The 21,888-nt window shown below is 63.2% G+C and carries 18 protein-coding genes and 1 tRNA gene; 2 read left to right on the top strand and 17 right to left on the bottom strand.

Annotated elements, in window-relative coordinates; all coding sequences use genetic code 11:
- Positions 1-12: 12 nt before the first annotated feature.
- The 5 genes from AYJ54_RS47920 to AYJ54_RS28805 all read right to left on the bottom strand — a co-directional run bounded on the left by AYJ54_RS47920 (position 13) and on the right by AYJ54_RS28805 (position 4,245).
- A protein-coding gene (locus AYJ54_RS47920) for an IS5 family transposase (protein ID WP_430641378.1) occupies positions 13-773 on the bottom strand; the annotation gives its coding sequence in 2 pieces (ribosomal slippage) (positions 13-414 and positions 417-773; 759 coding nt in all).
- Between the two features lie 197 nt (positions 774-970).
- A complete protein-coding gene (locus tag AYJ54_RS28790) occupies positions 971-2,653 on the bottom strand; it encodes a DUF262 domain-containing protein (RefSeq protein ID WP_063704310.1) in 1,683 nt (560 codons plus the stop codon).
- A gap of 234 nt (positions 2,654-2,887) precedes the next feature.
- Positions 2,888-2,964, bottom strand: a tRNA-His gene (locus AYJ54_RS28795).
- A 194-nt stretch (positions 2,965-3,158) separates the two neighbouring features.
- Entirely contained in the window at positions 3,159-3,593 is a 435-nt protein-coding gene (locus tag AYJ54_RS28800; RefSeq protein WP_063704311.1) for a phasin, read from the bottom strand.
- Positions 3,594-3,861: 268 nt separating this feature from the next.
- The gene (locus tag AYJ54_RS28805) at positions 3,862-4,245 is read right to left on the bottom strand and encodes a phasin family protein (protein WP_063704313.1); all 384 of its coding nucleotides are present in this window, start codon (positions 4,243-4,245) and stop codon (positions 3,862-3,864) included.
- A gap of 318 nt (positions 4,246-4,563) precedes the next feature.
- Between AYJ54_RS28805 and AYJ54_RS28810 the strand changes: the two genes are divergently transcribed.
- Complete coding sequence (locus AYJ54_RS28810; RefSeq protein ID WP_063704315.1) at positions 4,564-7,971, top strand: PAS domain-containing sensor histidine kinase; 3,408 nt, start codon at positions 4,564-4,566, stop codon at positions 7,969-7,971.
- Positions 7,972-8,254: 283 nt separating this feature from the next.
- On the opposite strand, the gene AYJ54_RS28815 is transcribed toward AYJ54_RS28810, so the two are convergent.
- The 12 genes from AYJ54_RS28815 to AYJ54_RS51475 form a co-directional block, all read right to left on the bottom strand.
- The gene (locus AYJ54_RS28815; protein ID WP_063704317.1) at positions 8,255-9,427 is read right to left on the bottom strand and encodes a thiolase family protein; all 1,173 of its coding nucleotides are present in this window, start codon (positions 9,425-9,427) and stop codon (positions 8,255-8,257) included.
- Positions 9,428-9,674: 247 nt separating this feature from the next.
- The gene (gene serA, locus AYJ54_RS28820) at positions 9,675-11,264 is read right to left on the bottom strand and encodes a phosphoglycerate dehydrogenase (protein ID WP_063704318.1); all 1,590 of its coding nucleotides are present in this window, start codon (positions 11,262-11,264) and stop codon (positions 9,675-9,677) included.
- An 18-nt stretch (positions 11,265-11,282) separates the two neighbouring features.
- Positions 11,283-12,059, bottom strand: coding sequence for an enhanced serine sensitivity protein SseB C-terminal domain-containing protein (locus AYJ54_RS28825; protein WP_063704320.1), 777 nt, complete (start codon positions 12,057-12,059; stop codon positions 11,283-11,285).
- A 75-nt stretch (positions 12,060-12,134) separates the two neighbouring features.
- On the bottom strand, positions 12,135-13,307 hold the full coding sequence (locus AYJ54_RS28830) for a phosphoserine transaminase (RefSeq protein WP_063704321.1): 1,173 nt from the start codon (positions 13,305-13,307) through the stop codon (positions 12,135-12,137).
- 88 nt (positions 13,308-13,395) lie between these two features.
- Complete coding sequence (locus AYJ54_RS28835; RefSeq protein ID WP_063704323.1) at positions 13,396-13,593, bottom strand: hypothetical protein; 198 nt, start codon at positions 13,591-13,593, stop codon at positions 13,396-13,398.
- 157 nt (positions 13,594-13,750) lie between these two features.
- Complete coding sequence (locus tag AYJ54_RS28840) at positions 13,751-14,224, bottom strand: GNAT family N-acetyltransferase (RefSeq protein ID WP_063704848.1); 474 nt, start codon at positions 14,222-14,224, stop codon at positions 13,751-13,753.
- 16 nt (positions 14,225-14,240) lie between these two features.
- Positions 14,241-14,831, bottom strand: a complete 591-nt coding sequence (locus AYJ54_RS28845) for a glutathione S-transferase family protein (protein ID WP_063704325.1) — start codon at positions 14,829-14,831, stop codon at positions 14,241-14,243.
- 75 nt (positions 14,832-14,906) lie between these two features.
- The gene (locus AYJ54_RS28850; RefSeq protein ID WP_063704327.1) at positions 14,907-15,794 is read right to left on the bottom strand and encodes an outer membrane protein; all 888 of its coding nucleotides are present in this window, start codon (positions 15,792-15,794) and stop codon (positions 14,907-14,909) included.
- Positions 15,795-15,963: 169 nt separating this feature from the next.
- Positions 15,964-16,812: an outer membrane protein gene (locus AYJ54_RS28855; RefSeq protein WP_063704329.1), complete on the bottom strand. Its 849-nt coding sequence runs from the start codon at positions 16,810-16,812 to the stop codon at positions 15,964-15,966.
- Positions 16,813-17,039: 227 nt separating this feature from the next.
- Positions 17,040-18,293 carry an MFS transporter gene (locus AYJ54_RS28860; protein ID WP_063704331.1) on the bottom strand — a complete coding sequence of 418 codons (1,254 nt, stop codon included), beginning with the start codon at positions 18,291-18,293 and terminating at the stop codon, positions 17,040-17,042.
- A 293-nt stretch (positions 18,294-18,586) separates the two neighbouring features.
- Positions 18,587-19,930, bottom strand: a complete 1,344-nt coding sequence (gene glmM / locus AYJ54_RS28865; RefSeq protein ID WP_063704332.1) for a phosphoglucosamine mutase — start codon at positions 19,928-19,930, stop codon at positions 18,587-18,589.
- Positions 19,931-20,149: 219 nt separating this feature from the next.
- The gene (locus AYJ54_RS51475) at positions 20,150-20,320 is read right to left on the bottom strand and encodes a hypothetical protein (RefSeq protein WP_201724275.1); all 171 of its coding nucleotides are present in this window, start codon (positions 20,318-20,320) and stop codon (positions 20,150-20,152) included.
- Positions 20,321-20,412: 92 nt separating this feature from the next.
- Here AYJ54_RS51475 and AYJ54_RS28875 point away from each other — a divergent pair, with 92 nt between their 5' ends.
- Complete coding sequence (locus AYJ54_RS28875) at positions 20,413-21,549, top strand: alpha-hydroxy acid oxidase (protein WP_063704336.1); 1,137 nt, start codon at positions 20,413-20,415, stop codon at positions 21,547-21,549.
- Positions 21,550-21,888: the final 339 nt, after the last annotated feature.

A 21,888-nucleotide genomic window follows, 5' to 3' on the forward strand; every position in this document is an offset into this window, starting at 1 on the left:
TAGGGTCCAGACTCAATTGATCCAATAGGCGACGATGGCTGCGATGTGGACGGCAGCCAAGAAGTTTCTGGCGAGTTTATCGTAACGAGTTGCGACACGCCTGAAATCCTTGAGCCGGCAGAAGCAACGCTCGATAACATTGCGCCCTTTATAGATGCGCTTGCTGAAGTTGTGGAAGGTCACCCTGTTGGATTTGTTTGGAATGACGGGCTTGGCGCCACGATTGACGATTTCGGCGCGAAAGCCGTCGCCGTCGTAGCCTTTGTCCCCAATGAGGGCAGACATGGGCGGCGCGAGTTCCAAAAGGGCCGGCGCTGCGGCAATATCTGCGTCCTGGCCCGGAGTGAGATGAAATGCGCAGGGTTTGCAATCAGGGTCGCTCAGCGCGTGGATTTTCGTGGTCCGCCCGCCGCGCGAGCGGCCGATCGCCTGTTCATGTTCCCCCCTTTTCCGCCGCTCGCCGAGCGATGCGCCTTGATCGAGGTGGAGTCGATGGACAAAGTCACGCCATCCTTGCCGCAGCGGGCGAGCGCTTCAAAGATCGCCTGCCAATGTCCGCGCTTGGCCCAGCGATTGAACCGATTGTAGATCGTCGTGTAAGGACCAAAGTCGGGCGGGCAATCGCGCCAGCGCGCGCCACACTGAAGCATGTGGATGATACCGCTGATGATGCGTCGATCATCTTCGCGCTCCGGTCCGGTCTGGTTCGTTGGCAGATGCGGCTTTATCTGAGCCCACTGCTTGTCGTTGAGCCAGAACAGCCCCTTGCGCATCAAAGCCCCCGTGCCGAATCAGTTCGGGTGCAAGAGAATCAGAGCGCGCTAATTAGGTACAGACCCTAATATCCCACCCCTAAGGATGAGTGCAGCCCTCAAAGTCTTCCTTGAGTTGGCCCTGCCTTCGCCAACAAGGGGCGGCGAGGCTTCTTCCATTACGGCCAATGGTCAACTGGTTCGCGCCGATAGGTTAATTAGCCTATTGGCCAAGTCTTAACAGCGATTTTGGCAAGCTTACTTTGCCGCGCGTTTATTTGCTCCAGAGACCATGCCGAGGAATTGGCAACCTCCTTGGTGACAAGAAAATTAGATTGTTGATAGGTCTTTCGCTTGTCCGAAAACGACGAATTTCCTGCAGCTACATTCTTCGTTGCCTGAAGAAGAACCATGTTTCCGATACGGCGCTCGCACGCTGCCGCAACCTCGGGATCGACCTTCCAGGCTTGGCTGGGCGTTTTCGGCATTACGTGCTCGAGGTTAATCACGTCAGACTCTGGATTTGCAATATACTCCGGCTCATCTTCGCCGCGCATTTTGCGATCGAGTGTACGCAGGTAGTAGCGGGCCAGGAACGCTTGCGACACTCGCGCCTTCTTGAAGTCTTCCTCAAACGTGGCATCGTTTGGAATTAGGTCCTTCATCGCTGCGAGTAGCTGCTTGGCTTTCGTGATTTTCCCAATTCCGATTTCGTGGGCTCGCAGCGAGTAATTGCGATCCAGCACGCCGCCTCTTCCTCCAGATATTAAAAAGCGGACCGACCAACTGACGAGCATCTTGAGCGCTTTGACAGCTTCTTCAGGTGAAAATTTCCGAGCCACAGCGAAAAGAAGGGGCCGGATTTGCTCGACCTTCAAATCTTGGTCGATATTCTGGACGTATGTTCTGACCACGCTCTTGTACTTATTCCACTTGATGTGACCGGGATTGAACAGCGCCACGTAATCTGGCGCAGCCTCATCAAGCTGCCGTAGAAAGTCTCTGGTTTTCTGATCTCCAGAAATCTTTTTACGGATGCTATCAGCTAGCTCCCGTTCTTTCGTAGGCCCATGCTGCGTAATCCAAAAATGACGTATATAGGTGACAAGAAGGTCGTCGCTGCCGACCGACTCTACAGCTCCCGCAATCGATGACCATCTTGCGTTGGCCTCCTCGATCTTGGTTGTCTTGCTGAAGAAGTAGTTTTTCAGCAAATCTGCTTGAGAAGCCCGAAGTCCACGATCGTTAAGCGTCTCAAACATGCGATACGTCAAAGCACTGTCAGTAACACGCACGACAACCACCTTCGCGTTCTCGTCGAGGAAGGTGACCCAGCGGACTAGAATTTCCTCAGCATCCTTGGAATTGTAGGGGGCTACTATCTTTTCAATGTGCAGCTGAGCGAGTTGAGCCGCGCGCAAAATGCGATGGTTAGACTCTCTCAAATTCTCATGAGGCGCGACATCGGTCCGCTCCTCTGCATCGAGCAGAACATTATTTATGAAAAATTGCTGATCGTCGGCATTTAGGCCGAGACGCGGTTTCGTTTCATCCGTCTTTAGGTCGATCGTGCGAAGATAGTCTTGGTCAATTTGCCGTGCCTTCTTCGGCTTGCCCTCTTTCTGAAAATAGTCCCGAATCATGGCGAGCAGGATGGATGTCGTAGCGAGACGCTGCTGACCGTCCGAGACGTCCGGGACGCCTTCGCCCGTTAGAACAACCGTTCCCAGAAAATAATCGGTATCGCCGTCCTTGATCGCACCTGAGAGATCAGTGAACAGGTCGGTCACATGATCTTCCTCCCATGCGTAAGATCGCTGATTAGGAGGCACAGTAAGACGTCCGCTACGTAGCAGGGCGCCAATTCCCGTGTACTCAAAACCGATCTTGCCTCCAGCCATGCTTCCCCCCTGCAACGGTTACGGGGTCGGAAGATACTCGATCACAGCCAGCGGTTGCGAGGGTCTCCGGAATGTACGAACAGGAAGGTTGCTTCAAGCGGATCGTCTAATAGGGCCGCATATCCTGAGAAAGAGCGACTTCTGCGCTGAGCCGATAGCCGCGGGAAGGGTACCTAAGATCGCCACCTAAAGCGAGCGAACGGATCTGGCACAGAATTAAATCATTGAAATCATTGGTACAGTTGGGTGGGCTCGAACCACCGACCTCCTGTTCCACAGACAGGCGCTCTAACCAACTGAGCTACAACTGCATCCTTGCGAGCCGCCTTAGGTCGCGCCTTGAACGGGCCGGTGCCAAGGGGGCTGGACGGGGCGGAAACTAGGTGCAACGGCCGTTTTTGGCAAGGCCGCAGTCCCCTGGAATCACCCCTCTAAACGACGTTATTTCCAAAACAAAACCCGGGCCGCGGGGCCCGGGTTTCTTGATCAAAACGGGCCAGTTCGGTCAGGCGGCGGGCCGGCCGAACTTCGCGGCGCTGGCCTTGATCGGCTCGGCGGTCTCGGCAGCGACGCGCTGGCCGATCTCGAGGAGCTCCTTGGCCTGGGCCTGGAAGGTCTCGAACTGCTTGCGGGTATGGCTGGTCCACAGCTCCATCGCCTCCGACGGCGACTTGATGCCGAGCAGCTCGTGGGCAAAGTCCAGATGGGCGCTGGTGTTGGCCTTCATGAACTCCATCAGCTTGGCAGTGTATTCGCTCGCGCCCTTGCTGGCGGAGGTGAACACGGCCTCGATGGTGCCGTTCTGGCTTTCGGCCGCGTCCTTGAACTTGGCATAGTTTTCCCGGGCCTGCGAAACGCCCTTCTCGGCGAACGCCCGCATCTGTTCCGGGACCTCGAACGGAATGATCGAGGCGGAGAATGGATCAGTCGCACCTGTCATGATTGTCCCTCACGATTAAGTTGCAAATCGAGTGAGCCGTCTGGCGCGCCCGCCGGCCAAGGCGGCGGGTACAAGAACTGAAAACGCTTTAAACGAGATGGCTCGCCCAGCGCCCAGCATTCTTCACGCCTATCATGTCAACATTGTGCAACGCAATGTGATTGGAGGTGCGCCGCGAAAATTTAACCCGGCCAGGATGCGGTTCCTGGCCGGGGGAACCCGTGGTTGAGGTATCTCGGTGCCAAATCTTGGTGCCAGTGCCAGAACCTCAGTGTTTGGGCTTGGTCGCGTCGATCGCAGCGCGGCTGACGATCTGGCCCAACTCGCTGGCCTGTTCGGCAAGCACGCGCATCTGGGCCTGCACATATTCGCTGTGCAGCCGCATCACCTCGGAGAGGTCCTTGGCGTGGACCAGCGACTGGGCGTAGTCGAGGGACGCCTGCACATTGGCCTCGGCGAAGGCGATCGCCCTGGCGCCGATATTCCTGGCGCCGGCGCGCATGGTCGCGCCGCGCTCCTCGAGCGAGCCGGCTGCGGCCTCGGCGCCGGCGAAAAGCTTCTCGAACGTCTCGCGCGCCTGCTTGAAGTTGGTTTCCGCCATGGATCGCATCTCCGGCGAAATCTCGAAACGATCATGCGCCTGTTCGGTCATGCCTACCACTCCCTGTCATGTTGCTTTCAGCCTTTGCGGCCGGTCCCCGACGCGCCCGCGTCAAGACTAGCAGCGGCGGGTATTGCCGGTATGACGCGGCGGCCCACGCGCTGCGAATCTTGAGGGGTGTAACGCGGGAGCGGGCTTGCGAGTTCAGCCGGATTAAGGTTATCGCGGCTTTCGGCCGCCCCTGAAGGACCGCAGCCGTGGACCTGCCCGCGCCCGCGCGCGATACTAACCCTTTCTTAAGGCTGTCATTCCGGCAGCCCCCGAAACCCGACGCCAGCGACGCGTGAGAGCAAGAAGCAAGCCGGTTGGATGAGTAGTTCGGATTTCCAGTTGCGAGGCGTGGGCGATCCGCGGCTGGCCGTACATGCGACCTCCCCGCTGCCTTCGTGGCTCTGGTCGATCGACGGCACGCGCGTGCTGTGGGCCAATCCGGTCGGTGCAAGGCTGTTCGGCGCGCCCCATGCGGCCGCGCTTGCGGCGAAGACGTTCGGGCCGGCGGATCCACATCGCCGCCAGGTCGCCCGCCTTGCACGCCAGCTGGCTGCCAACGGTGCGGTCCGGCTCGAACGGCTGCGCGGCTTTGGCGCCCGGCTCGGCGTCCTGATGACCTGCGCCTGCGCGCGGCTCGATTTTCCCGACGGCAGCCGCGGCGTGCTCGTCACCGCGATGGACCCGACCGGCCGCACCATGCCGCTGGTGGAGCGCCTCCAGCGCCTGGTTGAAGGCGCCAGCATACCAATGGCGGCTTTTGCGGCCGACGGCCTGTTCATTGGCGCAAGCGAAGCTGCCCGCTCCCTGCTCGGCTTTCGCGATCTCGGCGAGGCCGGCCTCGAGCAGGCCCGCAGCGACGCGCTGCAGCAGGGCCGCGTGGAGACGCCGATCGACACCGGTCACATGGTGCTGCAGAGGGTCGGAGCCGGCGCCGATGCCGGCCTCGTCGCGCTGATCGCGCCAGCCCCCGCGCAGGCCGAACCTGGCGCGGACGAGATTACGCCGGAGGTCCCCCGGGAAACTGCGCGCGAGGAGCCCGTTCGGCCTGCGCCCGAGGCCCCGTCGCCTGCAACGCCGGCCGCAACGCCGGATTACGAGCAACCGGCGCTGTCGAACGAGGCACCTGCCGAATTCGCCCTGTTCGATGCGTTCGCCGAACCGCCCGAGACGCCGGCCCCCGCATTGGCCGAGCCGGATCCGCCCGCAGGCGAGTTCGCGTCCGGTACGGCGTCAGCGCAGGCTACGACAAAATCTCCGGTTGAAAGCCTCACCGAAGCCATCGTCTCGCCTCAAGCGGGGCGGATCACGGCCGGTATGGTCGAGCCGCCGTCACACCCCACGGAGCCGCCCGCACCGCGCCATCACCCGCTACGCTTCCTGTGGCAGATGGATGCGCAGGGACGCTTTGTGGTCGGCTCCGATGAGTTCATCCGCCTGATGGGCGCGCACACGGCCGCCGGCTTCGGACGGCCCTGGCATGAGATCGCGGATGAATTCGCGCTCGATCCGGACGGGCGGGTCGCACAGGCGCTCGCCAGCCGCGACACCTGGGCCGGGATCACCGTGAACTGGCCGATCGATGGCAGCGAGGGACTGCCTGTCGAGCTCGCCGGCCTGCCGGCCTATGACCGGATGCGCAATTTTGTGGGCTTCAAGGGTTTTGGCGTGTGCCGCGATCTCGACGGCCTCAACCGGCTCGATGCGCTGCGGCGGTTCGAACTGCTCACCGAGCCGCCCGCGCCGCAGCGCCTCTCCGCCGACATCGTCGAGCCCGAGCCCGAACCGGAGGCACCGCCTCCGCCAGTCGAGGCCGCCTCGCCCGCATCTGAGCCGCCAGAACCAGAACTGCAAGAACCTGGACTGCAAGAACCCGAATTACCCGAACCCGAACTGCCCGAACCTGCAACCGAAGCGAATTCACACCCAACCGATCCGGAAACGCCAGTGGAAACGCCTCCCAACGTTGTGCCGTTCCGCCCGCTCGGCGACGCGAAATCGCCGACGCTCACGCCTGTCGAGAACAGCGCGTTCAACGAGCTTGCCCGGCAATTGTCGGAGCGGCTCGAGCGCGAGCGAGAGACGATGGCGGTCGCATCGTCCGATCAGCTAGCGAGCGAGATCGCCGCCGAGCCCTCGCCGCCGGAGCCGGAGGCGCCGCGCGCGCTGGCTGAATGGCTGGCCGAAGCCGAGCCGCCGGCGCGCGGCGACAGTGCGCGCGACCGCACGCTGCTCGATCTGTTGCCGACCGGCATCCTGATCTATCGCCTCGACCGCCTGCTCTACGCCAACCCCGCCTTTCTCGCGCGCATGGGCTATGCCAGCCTGAGCGCGCTGGAGCATGCCGGCGGGTTGGATGCGCTTTATGTCGAGGCCGGCGTTTCCTCCGCCAGCAGCACGTCGCAGGCCGGCACGCCGATCACGATCAGCGCGAGCGTGGCAGACGGCGACCGGCCGCTCGCGACCACCGAAGCGCATCTGCACACGATCGCCTGGGACGGCGAGACCGCGCATGCGCTGATCTGCGCGCTGCCGCAGGCCGCGCCTATCGCTGCAGCTGTCGCCGCCGAGCCCATCGTGATGATGCCTGACGCGCCCGAGCCGGAGCTCGAGGCCGGCGACGCGGACGCCGAGGATCTTGCCGCGATCCTCGACACCACCGCCGAAGGCATCGTCATGTTCGATGCCGAAGGCAACATCCACGCGTGCAACCGCAGCGCCGAAGCGCTGTTCGGCTATGACGGCGAGGCGCTGCTACAGCAAAATCTGCTGACCCTGTTCGCGCCCGAGAGCCAGCTTGTCGTTACCGACTACCTCGAGAGCCTCAAGAACCAGGACATCGCGAGCCTGCTCGACCATGGCCGCGAGGTGCTGGGACGCGAGAAGAAGGGTGGCGTCCTTCCTCTCGCCATGATCATGGGCCGCACAAGGCCCGACGGTCCGAACTTCTTCGCCGTGTTCCGCGATCTGTCGCAGAGCAAGAAGGGCGAGAGCGAATTGAAGCAGGCCCGCCATCTCGCCAACGGCGCGGCCAGCGCCAAGGCCGACATGCTGGCGCGGATCAGCCACGAGATCCGCACGCCGCTCAACGCCATCATCGGCTTCGCCGAGGTGATGATCTCGGAACGCTTCGGCACGCTCGGCAACGAGCGCTACGGCGAATACATGAAGGACATCCGCGCCTCCGGCGAGCGCGTCATCGCGATCATCGATGACCTGCTCGAGCTCTCGCGCATCGAGACCGGCAAGCTCGACCTCAACTTCGCCAATCTCAGCCTCAACGAGCTTGTCGAGGCCTGCGTCACGGTGATGCAGCCGCAGGCCAACCGCGAGCGCATCATCATCCGCACCTCGCTCGCACATGCGCTGCCGCAGGTCACGGCCGATGCGCGCGCGGTGCGGCAGATCACCATGAACCTGATCTCCAACTCGATCCGGCTCGCCAGCGCCGGCGGCCAGGTGATCGTCTCGACCGCGCTGACCGATCGCGGCGAGGTTGCCCTTCGCATCCGCGACACCGGCCATGGCCTGACCGAGAAGGAGGTCGCGGCCGCGATGGAGCCGTTCCGCACACCGCCGCCCGGCGATGCGTCGGACAATACGGCGCTCAGCCTGTCCCTGACCAAGGCGCTGGTCGAAGCCAACCGCGCCAAGTTCAACATCAAGAGCGCGGCCAATTCCGGTACGCTGATCGAAGTGGTGTTCGCGCCGACGCTGGCCCGGGCTTAGACGAGTGCGAGGTTTACCTCTCCCCAACGGGGAGAGGTAGGATTGCGCCTGGCGATGCGAAGCATCGTCCAGCGCAATCCGGGTGAGGGGCCGCAGCGCTCAGTGAGACCTAAACCCCTCACCCGGATCGCATCTTTCGATGCGATCCGACCTCTCCCTACGGGAGAGGTGTTCTGAATTCTCGGCCTGCATCGATTCAACCAAAACTCATTCTGCTTTGGCGCGGCAAACAAAAAGGCACGGCGCTAGTGGCGTCGTGCCTTTCGCATTCCTGCGGCTTTGATCAGCTATAGATCTCGAACAGGCCCGCGCCGCCCTGGCCGCCGCCGATGCACATCGTCACGACGCCCCATTTGGCTTTGCGGCGCGCTCCTTCCTGGAGGAGGTGGCCGGTGAGACGCGCGCCGGTCATGCCGAAGGGGTGGCCGATCGCGATCGAGCCGCCGTTGACATTGTACTTGGCGGGATCGATGCCGAGCTTGTCGCGGCAATACAGGCACTGGCTGGCGAAGGCCTCGTTGAGCTCCCAGAGATCGATGTCGTCGATCTTCAGGCCGGTGCGCTTCAAGAGCTTCGGGATCGCGAAGACGGGGCCGATGCCCATCTCGTCGGGCTCGCAGCCGGCGGTCGCCCAGGCGACGAAGCGGCCGAGCGGCTTGAGGCCGCGCTTCTCCGCGTCCTTGGCTTCCATCAGCACGACAGCCGCGGCGCCGTCCGAGAGCTGGCTGGCATTGCCGGCGGTGACGAACTTGCCCGGGCCCTTCACCGGCTCGAGCTTGGCGAGGCCTTCCATGGTGGTTTCCGGCCGGTTGCACTCGTCGCGATCGACGACATAGTCGACAATGCTCTCGGCCTTGGTCTGCTTGTCGACGACCTTCATCCTGGTCTTCATCGGGACGATCTCGTCCTTGAACTTGTTCGCCTGCTGGGCGGCCGCCATGCGGCGCTGCGATTCCAGCGAGAACTCGTCCTGGTATTCGCGGCTGAGCTTGTAGCGCTCGGCGACGATGTCGGCGGTGTCGATCATCGCCATGAAGATGTCGGGCGCGACCTTGAGCAGTTCCGGATCAATCGACTCCTTCGGCGAGCCGCCGCCGGGAATCGAGATGCTCTCGACGCCGCCGGCGACGATGCAGTCGGCGCCATCGGAGCGGATCGAGTTGGCGGCCATCGCGATGGTCTGGAGGCCCGAGGAGCAGAAGCGGTTCACCGAGACGCCGGCGGTGGTCTTCGGCAGGCCCGCAAGCAGCGCGGCCTGGCGGCCGATGTTCGGCGCACCGTGGGCGCAATTGCCGAGATAGCAGTCCTCGACATAGTCCTTGTCGACACCGGCGCGATCGACCGCGTGCTGGATGGCGTGGGCCGCGAGAGACATCGGCGGCGTGATGTTGAACCCGCCGCGGGCGGACTTCGCCAGCCCCGTGCGCGCATAGGAAACGATGACGGCTTCACGCATTGGTTTCTCCCTTTTTCGAACGACTTGGAGGTAGCGTCCTCGCGCCATTGGTACACAAAGTTTGGAGGCCGCGGGGAAAATAAAGCGCTGGCCTGGGCCAACAAAAACACCGCCTCCGGTGATGGAGGCGGCGTTGTTCCGCACGTCGGAATATATGATGCCCGTCATTCCGGGGCCATGCGAAGCATCGAACCCGGAATCTCGAGATTCCGGGTTCGCGCTTACGCGCGCCCCGGAATGCCCCCTCTTAGAACGTCAGCGCCTTGACCTGCTTGACCTGCGGCAAGGCTCGCACCTTGGCGAGCACGTCCGCCGGAACCGCACCATCAACCTCGACGAGCGCGATGGCGTCGCCACCCTGCTCGACGCGGCCGAGATGGAAGGTCGCGATGTTGATCTTGGCATCGCCCAGCAGGCCCGCGAACTTGCCGATGAAGCCCGGCTTGTCCTCGTTGGTGACATAGATCATCGACTTGCCGAACTCGGCGTCGACGCGGATGCCCTTGATGTCGACGAGGCGCGGCTTGCCGTCGTGATAGACCGTGCCGGAGACCGAGCGCTCCTGGCGTTCGGTCGCGACCGTGACAGTGATCAGGCTCTCATAGTCGCTCTGGGCGGCGCGTACGATCTCGTCGACCACCATGCCGCGCTCCTTGGCGACGACGGGCGCGGAGACGACGTTGACCTCGCCCAGCATCGGCCGCAGCAGGCCCGACAGCACCGCGGAGGTGATCGCCTTGATCTTCATCTCGGCCACGTGTCCCTCATAGGTGATCTGCACCTTGAGGATGCCGGTCTCGGTGAGCTGGCCGGCGAAGGAGCCGAGCTTCTCGGCGAGCGCGATGAACGGCTTCAGCTTCGGCGCTTCCTCCGCCGTGATCGAGGGGAAGTTGACGGCGTTGGAGATCGCGCCGGTGAGCAGGTAATCCGACATCTGCTCGGCGACCTGGAGCGCGACGTTCTCCTGCGCCTCGGTGGTGGAGGCGCCGAGATGCGGCGTGCAGATCACGTTGGGATGGCCGAACAGCACGTTCGAGGTGGCAGGCTCCTCGACGAAGACGTCGAAGGCGGCACCTGCGATGTGCTTGGAATTCAGCGCATCGACCACCGCCTGCTCGTCGACCAGGCCACCGCGGGCGCAATTGATGAGGCGCACGCCCTTCTTCATCTTGGCGATCGCGGCCGCATCGATGATGTTCTTCGTCTTCTCGGTCAGCGGCGTATGCAGGGTGATGAAATCGGCGCGCTTGAGCAGCTCGTCGAGCTCGACCTTCTCGACGCCGATGTCCTTGGCTCGCTCCGGCGACAGGAACGGGTCGTAGGCGACGACCTTCATGCGCAGGCCGAGCGCGCGGTCGGCGACGATCGAGCCGATGTTGCCGCAACCGACGACGCCGAGCACCTTGCCGGTGATCTCGACGCCCATGAAGCGGTTCTTCTCCCACTTGCCGGCCTGCGTCGAGACATCGGCCTGCGGAATCTCGCGCGCCAGCGCCAGCATCAGCGTGATGGCGTGCTCGGCGGTCGTGATCGAATTGCCGAACGGCGTGTTCATCACGATGATGCCCTTGGCGGTCGCCGCGGGAATCTCGACGTTGTCGACGCCGATGCCGGCGCGGCCGATGACCTTCAGCTTCGCCGCCTTCTCGATGATCTTGGCGGTTGCCTTGGTCGCGGAACGGATCGCAAGGCCGTCATAGTTGCCGATGATCTCGGCCAGCTTGTCCTTGTCCTTGCCGAGGTTCGGCTGGAAGTCGACCTCGACGCCGCGGTCCTTGAAGATCTGCACGGCGGCGGGCGAGAGGGCGTCGGAAATGAGTACTTTCGGTTTTGACATGGGAGGTCTGCCTGGCTGTTATCTGAAGAGTCTCTGGAGGAAACCGCGCTTGGCGGGGAAAATAGGAATTCCGGTACGTAACGTCGATGCGAGTGAACTGCCTTCGAGCGGCACGGCATCGAGCGGCCGGCCTTTCAGCACGTCGCCCGCAACCGCGCGGTTGATCGCGGCCTGCACGTTCGACCACGACCCCGCGTGATCGACGCCGAGCATCCAGCTCTGCTCGGGATGTCCCGCGCGCGCCGCCAGCATCAGCCAGGCGCCGCGGATGGACTTGACCGCACTGAGCTCGCGGGAGAGCGCCCCGATCAGCTCGATCGGCACATCGCTGGGATGGCCGAGCAGCAGCTGCTCGCCCGCGGGAATCCTGATCGTCTCCGCGCCTTCCTCGAAGTGACCGGCGAGCAGCCGCTTCACTTCGGCAGGGGTGAACTCCTTGCCGTAGTCGGAGCCTGGATTGAGCACGAAGGATGCCTCCGGGTAGCGGCCAAACAGATCACGCGTGCGCTCGGGAGCTGCGATATGATCGCCGCTGAACCAGGCACGCGCCCGGGAAGGCGCAGTGAAGAACGGAAGGAGCTTCTCCTCGCCGCGCGTTGCGCTCGGCAGGGTCAGCTTGGTTCCTTCCGGAATGATTGCATTGCCGTCCGGCCCCGGCACGATGTTGCCACCCTCGGGCACCAGCACCACGACGATATCGGCGTCGAGCAGCGCCCGCGCGAAGGCCGGCCGCTCGGACGGCTCCTGCGCGGCACGCATCAGCATGCGCTCGATCTCGTTCTCGGGTTCGAACATGACGGGCCTGTGGCGATCAGGCCGTGCGGAGACATCCGCACGGCATCAACTCACGGCGTTGTCAGGCCGCCTTTATCAGGCCGCCTTGGGCAGCGCGGCTTTGGTCTCGGCGAACGCCCAGTCGATCCACTGGGTCAGGAGCTCGACGTCCTTGGCCTCGACGGTCGCGCCGCACCAGATGCGCAGGCCGGCCGGCGCATCGCGGTAGTAGGCGAAGTCGAAGCCCGCGCCTTCCTTCTCGACCAGCGCGACCAGCTTCTTGCAGAACTCGGCCTGCGCGTCCGCGGAAAGCGAGGTGATCGCGGGATCGGTGAACTTCAGGCACACGGACGTGTTGGAGCGGATCGAGGCGTCCTTCGCCAGGAAGTCGATCCAGGGCGTCTTCGCCTTCCAGTCGGCGAGCACCTTGGTGTTGGCGTCGGCGCGCGCGATCAGCGCCTTCAGGCCGCCGATCGACTTGCCCCAGTTCAGCGCGTCGAGATAGTCCTCGACGCAGAGCATCGACGGCGTGTTGATGGTCTCGCCGACGAAGATGCCTTCGTTGATCTTGCCGCCCTTGGTCATGCGGAAGATCTTCGGCAGCGGCCAGGCCGGCTTGTAGGTCTCGAGCCGCTCAACGGCGCGAGGCGAAAGGATCAGCATGCCATGCGCGGCCTCGCCGCCGAGCGCCTTCTGCCAGGAGAAGGTGACGACGTCGAGCTTTCCCCAATCGAGCGGCTGCGCGAACGCCGCCGAGGTCGCGTCGCAGATGGTCAGGCCTTCGCGGGTCGCGCTGATCCAGTCGGCGTTCGGCACGCGCACGCCGGAGGTGGTGCCGTTCCAGGTGAAGACGACGTCGTTGTTCGGATCGACCTTGGAGAGATCCGGGATTTCACCATAGGCCGCGTTGAGCTTGGTGACGTCCTTGAGCTTCAATTCCTTGATGATGTCGCTGACCCAGCCCTCGCCGAAGGATTCCCAGGCGAGCGTGGTGACGGGGCGCGCGCCGAGCAGCGACCACAGCGCCATCTCGACCGCGCCGGTATCGGAGGCGGGCACGATGCCGATGCGATAATCGGCGGGCACCTCGAGCACCTCGCGGGTCAGATCGATCGCGAGCTTGAGCTTGGTCTTGCCGATCTTCGCGCGATGCGAGCGGCCGAGAGCTGCGTCCTTGAGATTTTGGGCGTTCCAGCCGGGGCGCTTGGCGCAGGGGCCGGAAGAAAAATGCGGCACGTTCGGCCGCGAAGCGGGCTTCGCTACAGTCATGATCTACCCTTCCAGATAGTAAGCCTCCCGTTGGGGGGAGGTGTCCCGCGGCGGCTCATACGGGAAACGGGCAGAATCGTCAAGGAAGTTAGGGCGCCTCACGGCGGAGTGATGGTGTCTCCTCCGCCTTTTCAGGGGATTCGGCTGCGGCCTGGGCGTTCAACAAGTCCATCGCGTCGCTGATCAATTGCGCGGCCCGGCGACGGCTGCTGACTTTCAAAATGCATTTGTCGCCGGCCTGCACGACATAGTCGTTGCCGACCTTGATCAGAGAATAGCTTGTCATCGAAATCCCCGAACCAACCGAGCCCGGTGTCAGACGCTACGTAGCACCGTTCGTTCTGGAGGAAACGTGAACGACGGCTCGGTAGTTTATCAGCCCTTAAGATGAACGAATGCGCGATCCGATTTTGCAAGTCCCACAAAAGCCGTGACGACCTGCCTCAAAAGCGGACAGTCATGCCCACATGACTCGCTGCGAATCCGAGTCGCTTGTAGAAGCGCTGCGCATCGACGCGGCTCGCATGCGTAAGCAGTTCGACCAGATTGCAGCCTTTCGCTTTCGCTTCCGCCACCGCCCATTGCACCAACTGCTCGCCGATGCCGCGGCTGCGGCAATCTGAAGCAACGCGAACGTCCTCGAGCAGACCGCGCACGCCGCCTTGCGAGCTGAGGCCAGGCAGGATGGCGAGTTGCAGACAGCCGACCACCCTGCCCTCGCTCTCCGCGACCACAAGCTGGAGGCTGGGATCGCGATCGACCCGCTCGAACGCCTCGTAATAAGAGGTGGGCAGCGGATCCTCCAGCCGCTCGCGAGCGCGCCCGAGATGGTCGTCGGCGAGCATCGCCACGATCGCAGCAACGTCGTCGCGGCGCGCGCGACGGATGGAGACGGACGAAATGGACTTGGCAGTCATGCACATACTCTCGAACTCAGCGCGCCGGCGGAAGACCAAGAGCAGTCTCGGCTTCGCCGATCCAGCGGCGGACGGCGGCGAAGCGGTTGAGATCGAAGCCGCCTTCATGCGCGAGGCGGGTATAGGCGAGCAGCGCGACGTCGGCGAGCGAAACCACCTCGCCAACGAAGAAGCGGCTTGCCGCAAGATGCTGCTCCATGCGGTCGAGCGCCGCATAGCCGCGCTTGACCTTCTCCGGATCGAGCTCGGACGCAGACTTACCGAGATAGACGAGCTGGAAGCGGCACACCGCGATATAGGGCTCGTGGCTGTACTGTTCCCAGAACAGCCATTCGTCCATCTTGGCGGCAGTGAAGGCATCGCGCGGAACGAGTGCACTGTCACGGGCGAGATAGCGGATGATGGCGTTGGACTGCGCCAGCGTGCGGCCGTCGTCGAATTCGACCGCCGGCACCTGGCCGGCGCCGTTCATCTTCAGGAATTGCGGCGTGCGCGTTTCGCCCTTGCGCGTGTCGATCTCGATCCAGCGATAGGGCAGCGCGAGCTTGTCGCAGACCCACTTCACCTTGAGACAATTTCCGGAATTGCTATCGCCGTGGATCTTCATCGCTGCCGCCCGATTCGAAGCGACAGAGCATCAGGACGGAGGCAGGCTGTCAAACCACGGCGTCGTGAAGCCGCGTCAGAACTTGTAGCCGAGCCCGACGCGCGCATTGTTCAGCGTCACCGAAGTATTCATGACGGGAGAGAATTTCACATACTCGTATTCCACGCGCGCGAACAACCCTTCCCACAGGCAGTATTCGAGCCCGAGGCCGGCGACCCAACCGACCACGAAGTTGTTGGTTCGGTGTTGGGTCTGCGTCTGCGACTGCGCCGGAACGGGGTTCGTCGTTCCCGTCACGATCACCGTATTGCCGAAGGCGTCCGTTGTCGTCGTATCCTGGCGCAGGGTCACGTTGCTCGTCACCGTGCGCGAGACGTCCATCCGGCCGACGGCGGCGCCGGCGAAAAAATAAGGCATGAAGTCGCCGCCATCCCAACCCATGCGCCCCCGGAGCGAGATCATGTCCTTGACCTTCGCCGCGGCGGTGCCGGTCAACGTCACGCCCCAGTGGTCGGTCACGTTGGCGGGCGGTTTGTCACCAGGCGGGTTGATGATGTCGAGCGAATTGGAGCCGCTCGTGAATGTGGAGAGATTATTGAAGTAGCTGTAGGTGCCCTCAAGCCCGAGAATGGCATCGTACCATTGCCAGTTGCGGCCGAGGAAGGCGCCGAAATTGCTGCTTTGCGTGTTAGTCTTGTTCATGAGCGACCAATTCGCGGTCGGCTGCTGAAGCACACTGTCGCGGAAGATGTAGTTCGTCAGGCCGACGACGCTTTGGCTGAAATCGGTCGCGTCGGCCGTGTAGCCGGCATTGCCGCCGACATAGACGCCGTCCCAGTTATGGCTCGTCTTCGACAGGCCGTCGGTGAAGCCGCCGCGCAGAATGGGCAGATCCGGCATGTCGGCCGCTTGTGCGGTGGACGCCGCCGCCAACATCCCCGCCGCCCACAAAAGCCTACGCATTGCCACGCTCCATCGAACTCGAACTTTCGCTCGTGATCATGGCTCGTTAACCTTAACCAATGGTTGAATTGGGCGCTTTCGTGGCTGTCGAGCAATGAAAAAAACACAAAGCAAAACGGCGCGGGAGGATCCCGCGCCGTTAAGAAAGCTTAAGCGATCGAGTTGCCGATCAGCCCTTGGTGACGAGCGGCGGCGGCGCGTAGACCGGCGGGCTGTCGAGATTCCAGCGCACGCCGAGCTTGAGGTCGTGCGAGGTGATGTCCTTGAACGTCATCACGTGATTCTGGCCGGCACCGACGCCGTCCTTGTTCACGAGCTCGCCGGTCACAGCGTCGCCGAGGTTGACGTAGCTATAGCCAAGCTCGAGCGTCACGTTGGGCGAGATCTGGTAGGCGAGGCCGGTATGAAGCGCCCAGGCAAAATTCCATTTGGAGGCCGACGTTGCCGACGCGAAGCCCGGCACCGAACCGAATGCCGCCGTGCCGTTCACACCGTGGTCCGTGAAATTCGAGATCGTATTGCGCGACGCGCCTATGCCGGCGCCGATGAATGGCGTAACGCACCACCAGGTGCCGAGATCGACATAGGCGTTCGCCAGCAGCAGGATCTCGGATTTGCTGGCGCTGTAGGTATCGCTGCCATACTGGACCGTTCCGGTGTCGGTGTAGCTGGTCCTGTCGAAGCCGTGGAAGTTCGCGTTTCCGCGGTACTGCCCTGTGACGTCGGCCCGAAACCAGTTGTTGAACCTGTAGCCAACGCCGACGCCGAAGATGCCGGCGGTGTCGAAGCCGTTCTGCTGATTGAGGCTAAGCAGCGTCGGATACGAATAATAGTCGCGCTTCTTGATGCTCTGGTTGCTGAAGCCGATGTCGCCGCGAAGATACCAGCCGCCGAAGTCGGCGGGCGGAGCCGGCGCGTACATCGGGGGCGGCGCCGCGATCGGCATGTCGGCGGCGAACGCCACCGACGAGATCAGGGTTGCCGCACCCGCGGCAAGCAGAGACTTCACGCTACGCATTTGGCTTCGTCCTTTTGGCCGGTGAGGCAATACGGACGCCTCACGTTCTGGAAACTCACGGGGGGACGATGGCACTAATTGCTTAAGCGCCGCTTAACCCTAATTTTTAAGGTTGATTTTTCCTCACTGCACACGCGCGCGCCGCGCGAGCGTTGCAAAAAGGCGGCGTCTCGCGCATCACAATCGCTAACAATGTATGAAGGCGCCAGGCGCCTGAAGACGGCGCGTTAACGCGCGTGCTGCGGCAGTTTTGGCAGGAACACCGCGAGCAATCCGATCGCCGGCAAATAGGCGCAGACCTGGTAGACGAACTCGATCGAGGTGTGGTCGGCGAGCTTGCCGAGCACCGCCGCCCCGAGGCCGCCGATGCCGAAGGCGACGCCGAAGAACACGCCGGAGATCATGCCGAAGCGGTGCGGCACCAATTCCTGCGCGAACACGATGATCGAGGACGTTGTCGAGGAGATGATCAGGCCGATGATCACGGACAGCACCGCGCTCGCGTAGAGCCCGGCATGGGGCAGCGCCAGCGTGAACGGCAGCGCGCCGACGATCGAGATCCAGATCACGATCTTCCGGCCGAAGCGATCCCCTAACGGTCCGCCGAAGAACGCGCCGACTGCGTTCGCCGCAAGGAAGATGAACAGGTAGATCTGCGCCGCCTGCGTCGACACGCCGAAGCGGTCGATCAGATAGAAGATGTAGTAGCTCGACAGGCTGGAGACGTAGAGCTGCTTGGAGAACAGCAGCGCCACCAGCACGAGAAGCGCAACCGCGACGCGGCGTGAGCTCGGCCCGTCCGGATGCGCATGAATCGGCTTCTCCTTCTTCGTCGTGATCTGCGGCGCGTACCAGCGGCCGATGCGCCAGAGGATGAGAATCGCGAGGAAGGCGATCGAGGAGAACCAGGCGATGCTGCCCTGCCCGAACGGCACCACGATGAGCGCGGCGAGCACCGGCCCCATCGAGGTGCCGAAGCTGCCGCCAAGCTGAAACACCGATTGCGCGAAGCCGTAACGGCCGCCCGACGCAAGCCGCGCGATGCGTGCGGATTCGGGGTGGAACACCGCCGAGCCGAGCCCGACCAGCGCGGCAGCAACGAGGATGACGAGATACTGGTGCGCGGCGCTGAGCAGCAGCAGGCCGAAGAAGGTCGAGGCCATGCCGATCGACAATGAATAAGGCTGCGCCTTCTTGTCGGTGTAGTGCCCGACCACCGGCTGGAGCAGCGAGGCCGTGAACTGGAAGGCCAGCGTGATCATGCCGATCTGCGCGAAGTCGAGCGCGTAGGTGTCCTTCAGGATCGGATACACCGAGGCGATCAGCGACTGCATGGTGTCGTTGAGGAAGTGCGAGAAGCTGATGCCGGCAAGCACGATATAGGCCGGCCCCGCGCTCGGCTTCGGCACAGCGGATGCCACGTCGGCCACGACGACGGGCTCGGTCAGCGTTTCCTCAGGTACGACGACAGGCTTGTTCAATGGAGGAATCCCGGCAGGAGCGGCGAACCGCCCCCGTGATTACGATGCCTCTGGCGGTGGAACCACCGCCAATCGCCGATGGCTGGGCTGCAGCTAGGGCCTTGGATGATCCAGATCGCGCGCGTCGTTGGAGGCCCTTACCGCTCCCCAGCGGGGAGAGGTCGGATTGCGAAGCAATCCGAGTGAGGGGCCGCAGCTCGACGAGAGATCGAAACCCCTCACCCGGCGCTTCGCGCCGACCTCTCCCTATGGGAGAGGTGAGAGGTCCGAGTCTGCGGAATTTGCGTGCCTGCTTAAGCCGCCGCCTGCCCGAGCGCCGAGACGATGGTGTCGACGACTTCCTCGACCAGGATGCGGTCCTCACCCTCGCCCATCACACGGATCACGGGCTCGGTGCCGGAGGAGCGGATCAGGAGGCGGCCGTGGCCGTTGAGCCGCTTCTCGCCGTCGGAGATCGCCGATTTGACGTCGGAATCATCGAGCGGCTTGCCGCTCTTGTAGCGGACATTCTTCAGGATCTGCGGCAGCGGATCGAAGCGGTGGCAGACCTCGGAGACGGGCCGGCGCAGCTTCTGCACCACGGCCAGCACCTGCAATGCGGCAACGAAGCCGTCGCCGGTGGTCGCGTAGTCGGACAGGATGATGTGGCCGGACTGCTCGCCGCCAAGATTGTAACCGCCGTTCAGCATCTGCTCGAGCACGTAGCGGTCGCCGACCGGCGTGCGCACGAGATCGAGCCCGTGCCCTTTCAGGAAGCGCTCGAGCCCGAGATTGGACATCACGGTCGCGACGATACCGGGCCGCGACAGCCGTCCGTCCTCCTTCCAGCTCTGCGCGATCACCGCGAGCAGCTGGTCGCCATCGACGAGATGACCGCGCTCGTCGACGAGGATGACGCGATCCGCGTCGCCGTCGAGCGCGACGCCGATGTCGGCGCGCATCTCGCGCACCTTCCTCGCCAGCGCCTCCGGCGAGGTCGAACCGCATTCCTTGTTGATGTTGAAGCCGTCGGGCTCGACGCCGATCGGCACCACGTCGGCACCGAGCTCCCACAGTGCTTCCGGCACCACCTTGTAGGCCGCGCCATTGGCGCAATCGACCACGACGCGCAGGCCGTCCAGCGAGAGGTCGCGCGGCAGCGTGCGCTTGGCGAATTCGATGTAGCGGTCATGCACGCCGTCGATGCGGCGGGCGCGGCCGAGGCTCGCGCTCTGCGCCAGCCGCTTGTCGAGGGATTCGTCGAGCAGCTGCTCGATCTGCTTCTCGACGTCGTCGGAGAGCTTGAAGCCCTGCGGCCCGAACAGCTTGATGCCGTTGTCCTCGAACAAATTGTGCGAGGCCGAAATCATCACGCCGAGATCGGCGCGCATCGACTTGGTCAGCATCGCGACCGCCGGCGTCGGCATCGGGCCGACCAGCAGCACGTCCATGCCGACGGAGGTGAAGCCCGCGACCATCGCATATTCGATCATGTAGCCCGACAGGCGGGTGTCCTTGCCGATCACGACGCGATGGCGGTGATCGCCGCGCTGAAACGCGAGGCCGGCCGCCTGGCCAACCTTGAGTGCGAGCTCCGGCGTGATCAGTCCGTTGGCGCGGCCCCTAATCCCATCCGTCCCGAAATATTTGCGGCTCATATGATCCCCCACGCACAACCAGGAATCCCCGCGGCAACCATCGGATGCCCAAGCGGGCCCCGCATCCCTGATCTGCTGAACTCTTATAATGCCATCGCGGCCAACTTGGCTTCAAAAAATATGATGAATCATTACGGAACCGGGGCCGGATCGCCCTGGTAACCTATTGTTAGCATTAATTTTCCGGCTGGAACACTGGAACGAAATGGAACCCGCCGACTAGTCCGTGCGCTTTACGTGGCTGTCCCCGCGGCTCGGCGGCGGCTGGGTGACGTTGACCGGATCGGAAGCTGGAAAGGTCTCTTTCAAGCCCTCCTCCAGAGCTTCTTCGAGGCGGTGCTTCTCCTTGATCTCTTCCGGCGTCGGCTCATTGTGCGGCGGCCTGCTCATGGCGCCCTCCTCGCAAACGATTTGGCTGTGCATCCAACCATGCTAGATGACCCCTCAAATCTTCTGACGCAAGACGGGCCGGGGGAACGTTCATGAAGCACATCACCTGTATCGACGATCTTCGCGCGCTGCATAAGCGCCGCGTGCCGAAGGCGTTTTTCGACTACTGCGACCGCGGCTCCTATGCCGAGGAAACGCTGCGCGCCAATCGCGAGGACTTGCAGGCGATCAAGTTTCGCCAGCGCATCCTGGTCGACGTCTCCAAGCGCGACACCTCGACCACGATTCTCGGCGAGCCCTCGACCATGCCGCTGATCCTGGCGCCCGTTGGCCTCCTGGGCATGCAGCATGGCGACGGCGAAATTCACGCCTGCCGCGCCGCACAGGCCGCCGGCATCCCGTTCACGCAGTCGACGATGTCGATCTGCTCGATCGAGGACATCGCCGCCAATGTCGAGAAGCCGTTCTGGTTCCAGCTCTACGTGATGAAGGACCGCGGCTTCATCAAGGACCTGATCCAGCGCGCGATGGCCGCCAAGTGCAGCGCACTGGTCCTGACCGTCGACCTCCAGGTGATCGGACAGCGTCACGCCGACATCAAGAACGGCATGACGGTGCCACCGGAATGGTCGCTGTCGAAACTCCTGGATTTCGCCAGCAAGCCCGCCTGGGTCTCCGGCGTGCTGCGCGGCAAGCGCCGGACCTTCGGCAACATCGCGGGCCACGTGAAGAATACCGAGGATCTCAACCGCCTCGCGGAATGGACCGCCTCGCAGTTCGACACGTCGCTGAACTGGAAGGACATCGAGTGGGTCCGCAGCATCTGGCCGGGCAAGCTGATCATCAAGGGCATCCTCGACGTCGAGGATGCCGAGGAAGCCGCCAAGACCGGCGCGCAGGCGCTGGTCGTGTCGAACCATGGCGGCCGGCAGCTCGACGGCGCGCCGTCCTCGATCGAGGTACTGCCCGAGATCGTCGACGCCGTGGGCTCGAAGATGGAGATCATGTTCGACGGCGGCATCCGCTCCGGCCAGGACGTGATGCGCGCGCTCGCGCTGGGCGCAAAGTCCTGCATGATCGGCCGCGCCTATGCCTATGGGCTCGGTGCCGGCGGCCAGGAGGGCGTCGCCAAGGCGATCGACATCATCCAGAAGGAGCTGCTCACGACCATGGGCCTGTGCGGCGTCAACAAGATCGACGAGATCGACGATCACATCATTGCGGTGTGAGGCGCTTGGCGTGACGCCGCAGCGATTACGACTGTCGTCCCGGACAAGCGCAGCCGTAGGGTGGGCAAGCCGTAGGGTGGGCAAAGCGAAGCGTGCCCACCAACTTTCGTACGCGAAACATGGTGGGCACGGCGCAAGAGCGCCTTTGCCCACCCCTACGATTCCGGGATGACGTGGGAGCGCGCAGCAATAACAACTGTTGTCCCGGACAAGCGAAGCGCCGATCCGGGACCCATACCCCCAGGGTGGAGTCGTAGCGCGAGATGGTGGTTGGCAATCTTCGCCAAACACAATCCTGTAGTTATGGGTCCCGGATCTGCGCTGACGCTTGTCCGGGAC

The organism is Bradyrhizobium centrolobii (assembly GCF_001641635.1).
In the GTDB taxonomy this organism is placed as follows: Bacteria; Pseudomonadota; Alphaproteobacteria; order Rhizobiales; family Xanthobacteraceae; genus Bradyrhizobium; species Bradyrhizobium centrolobii.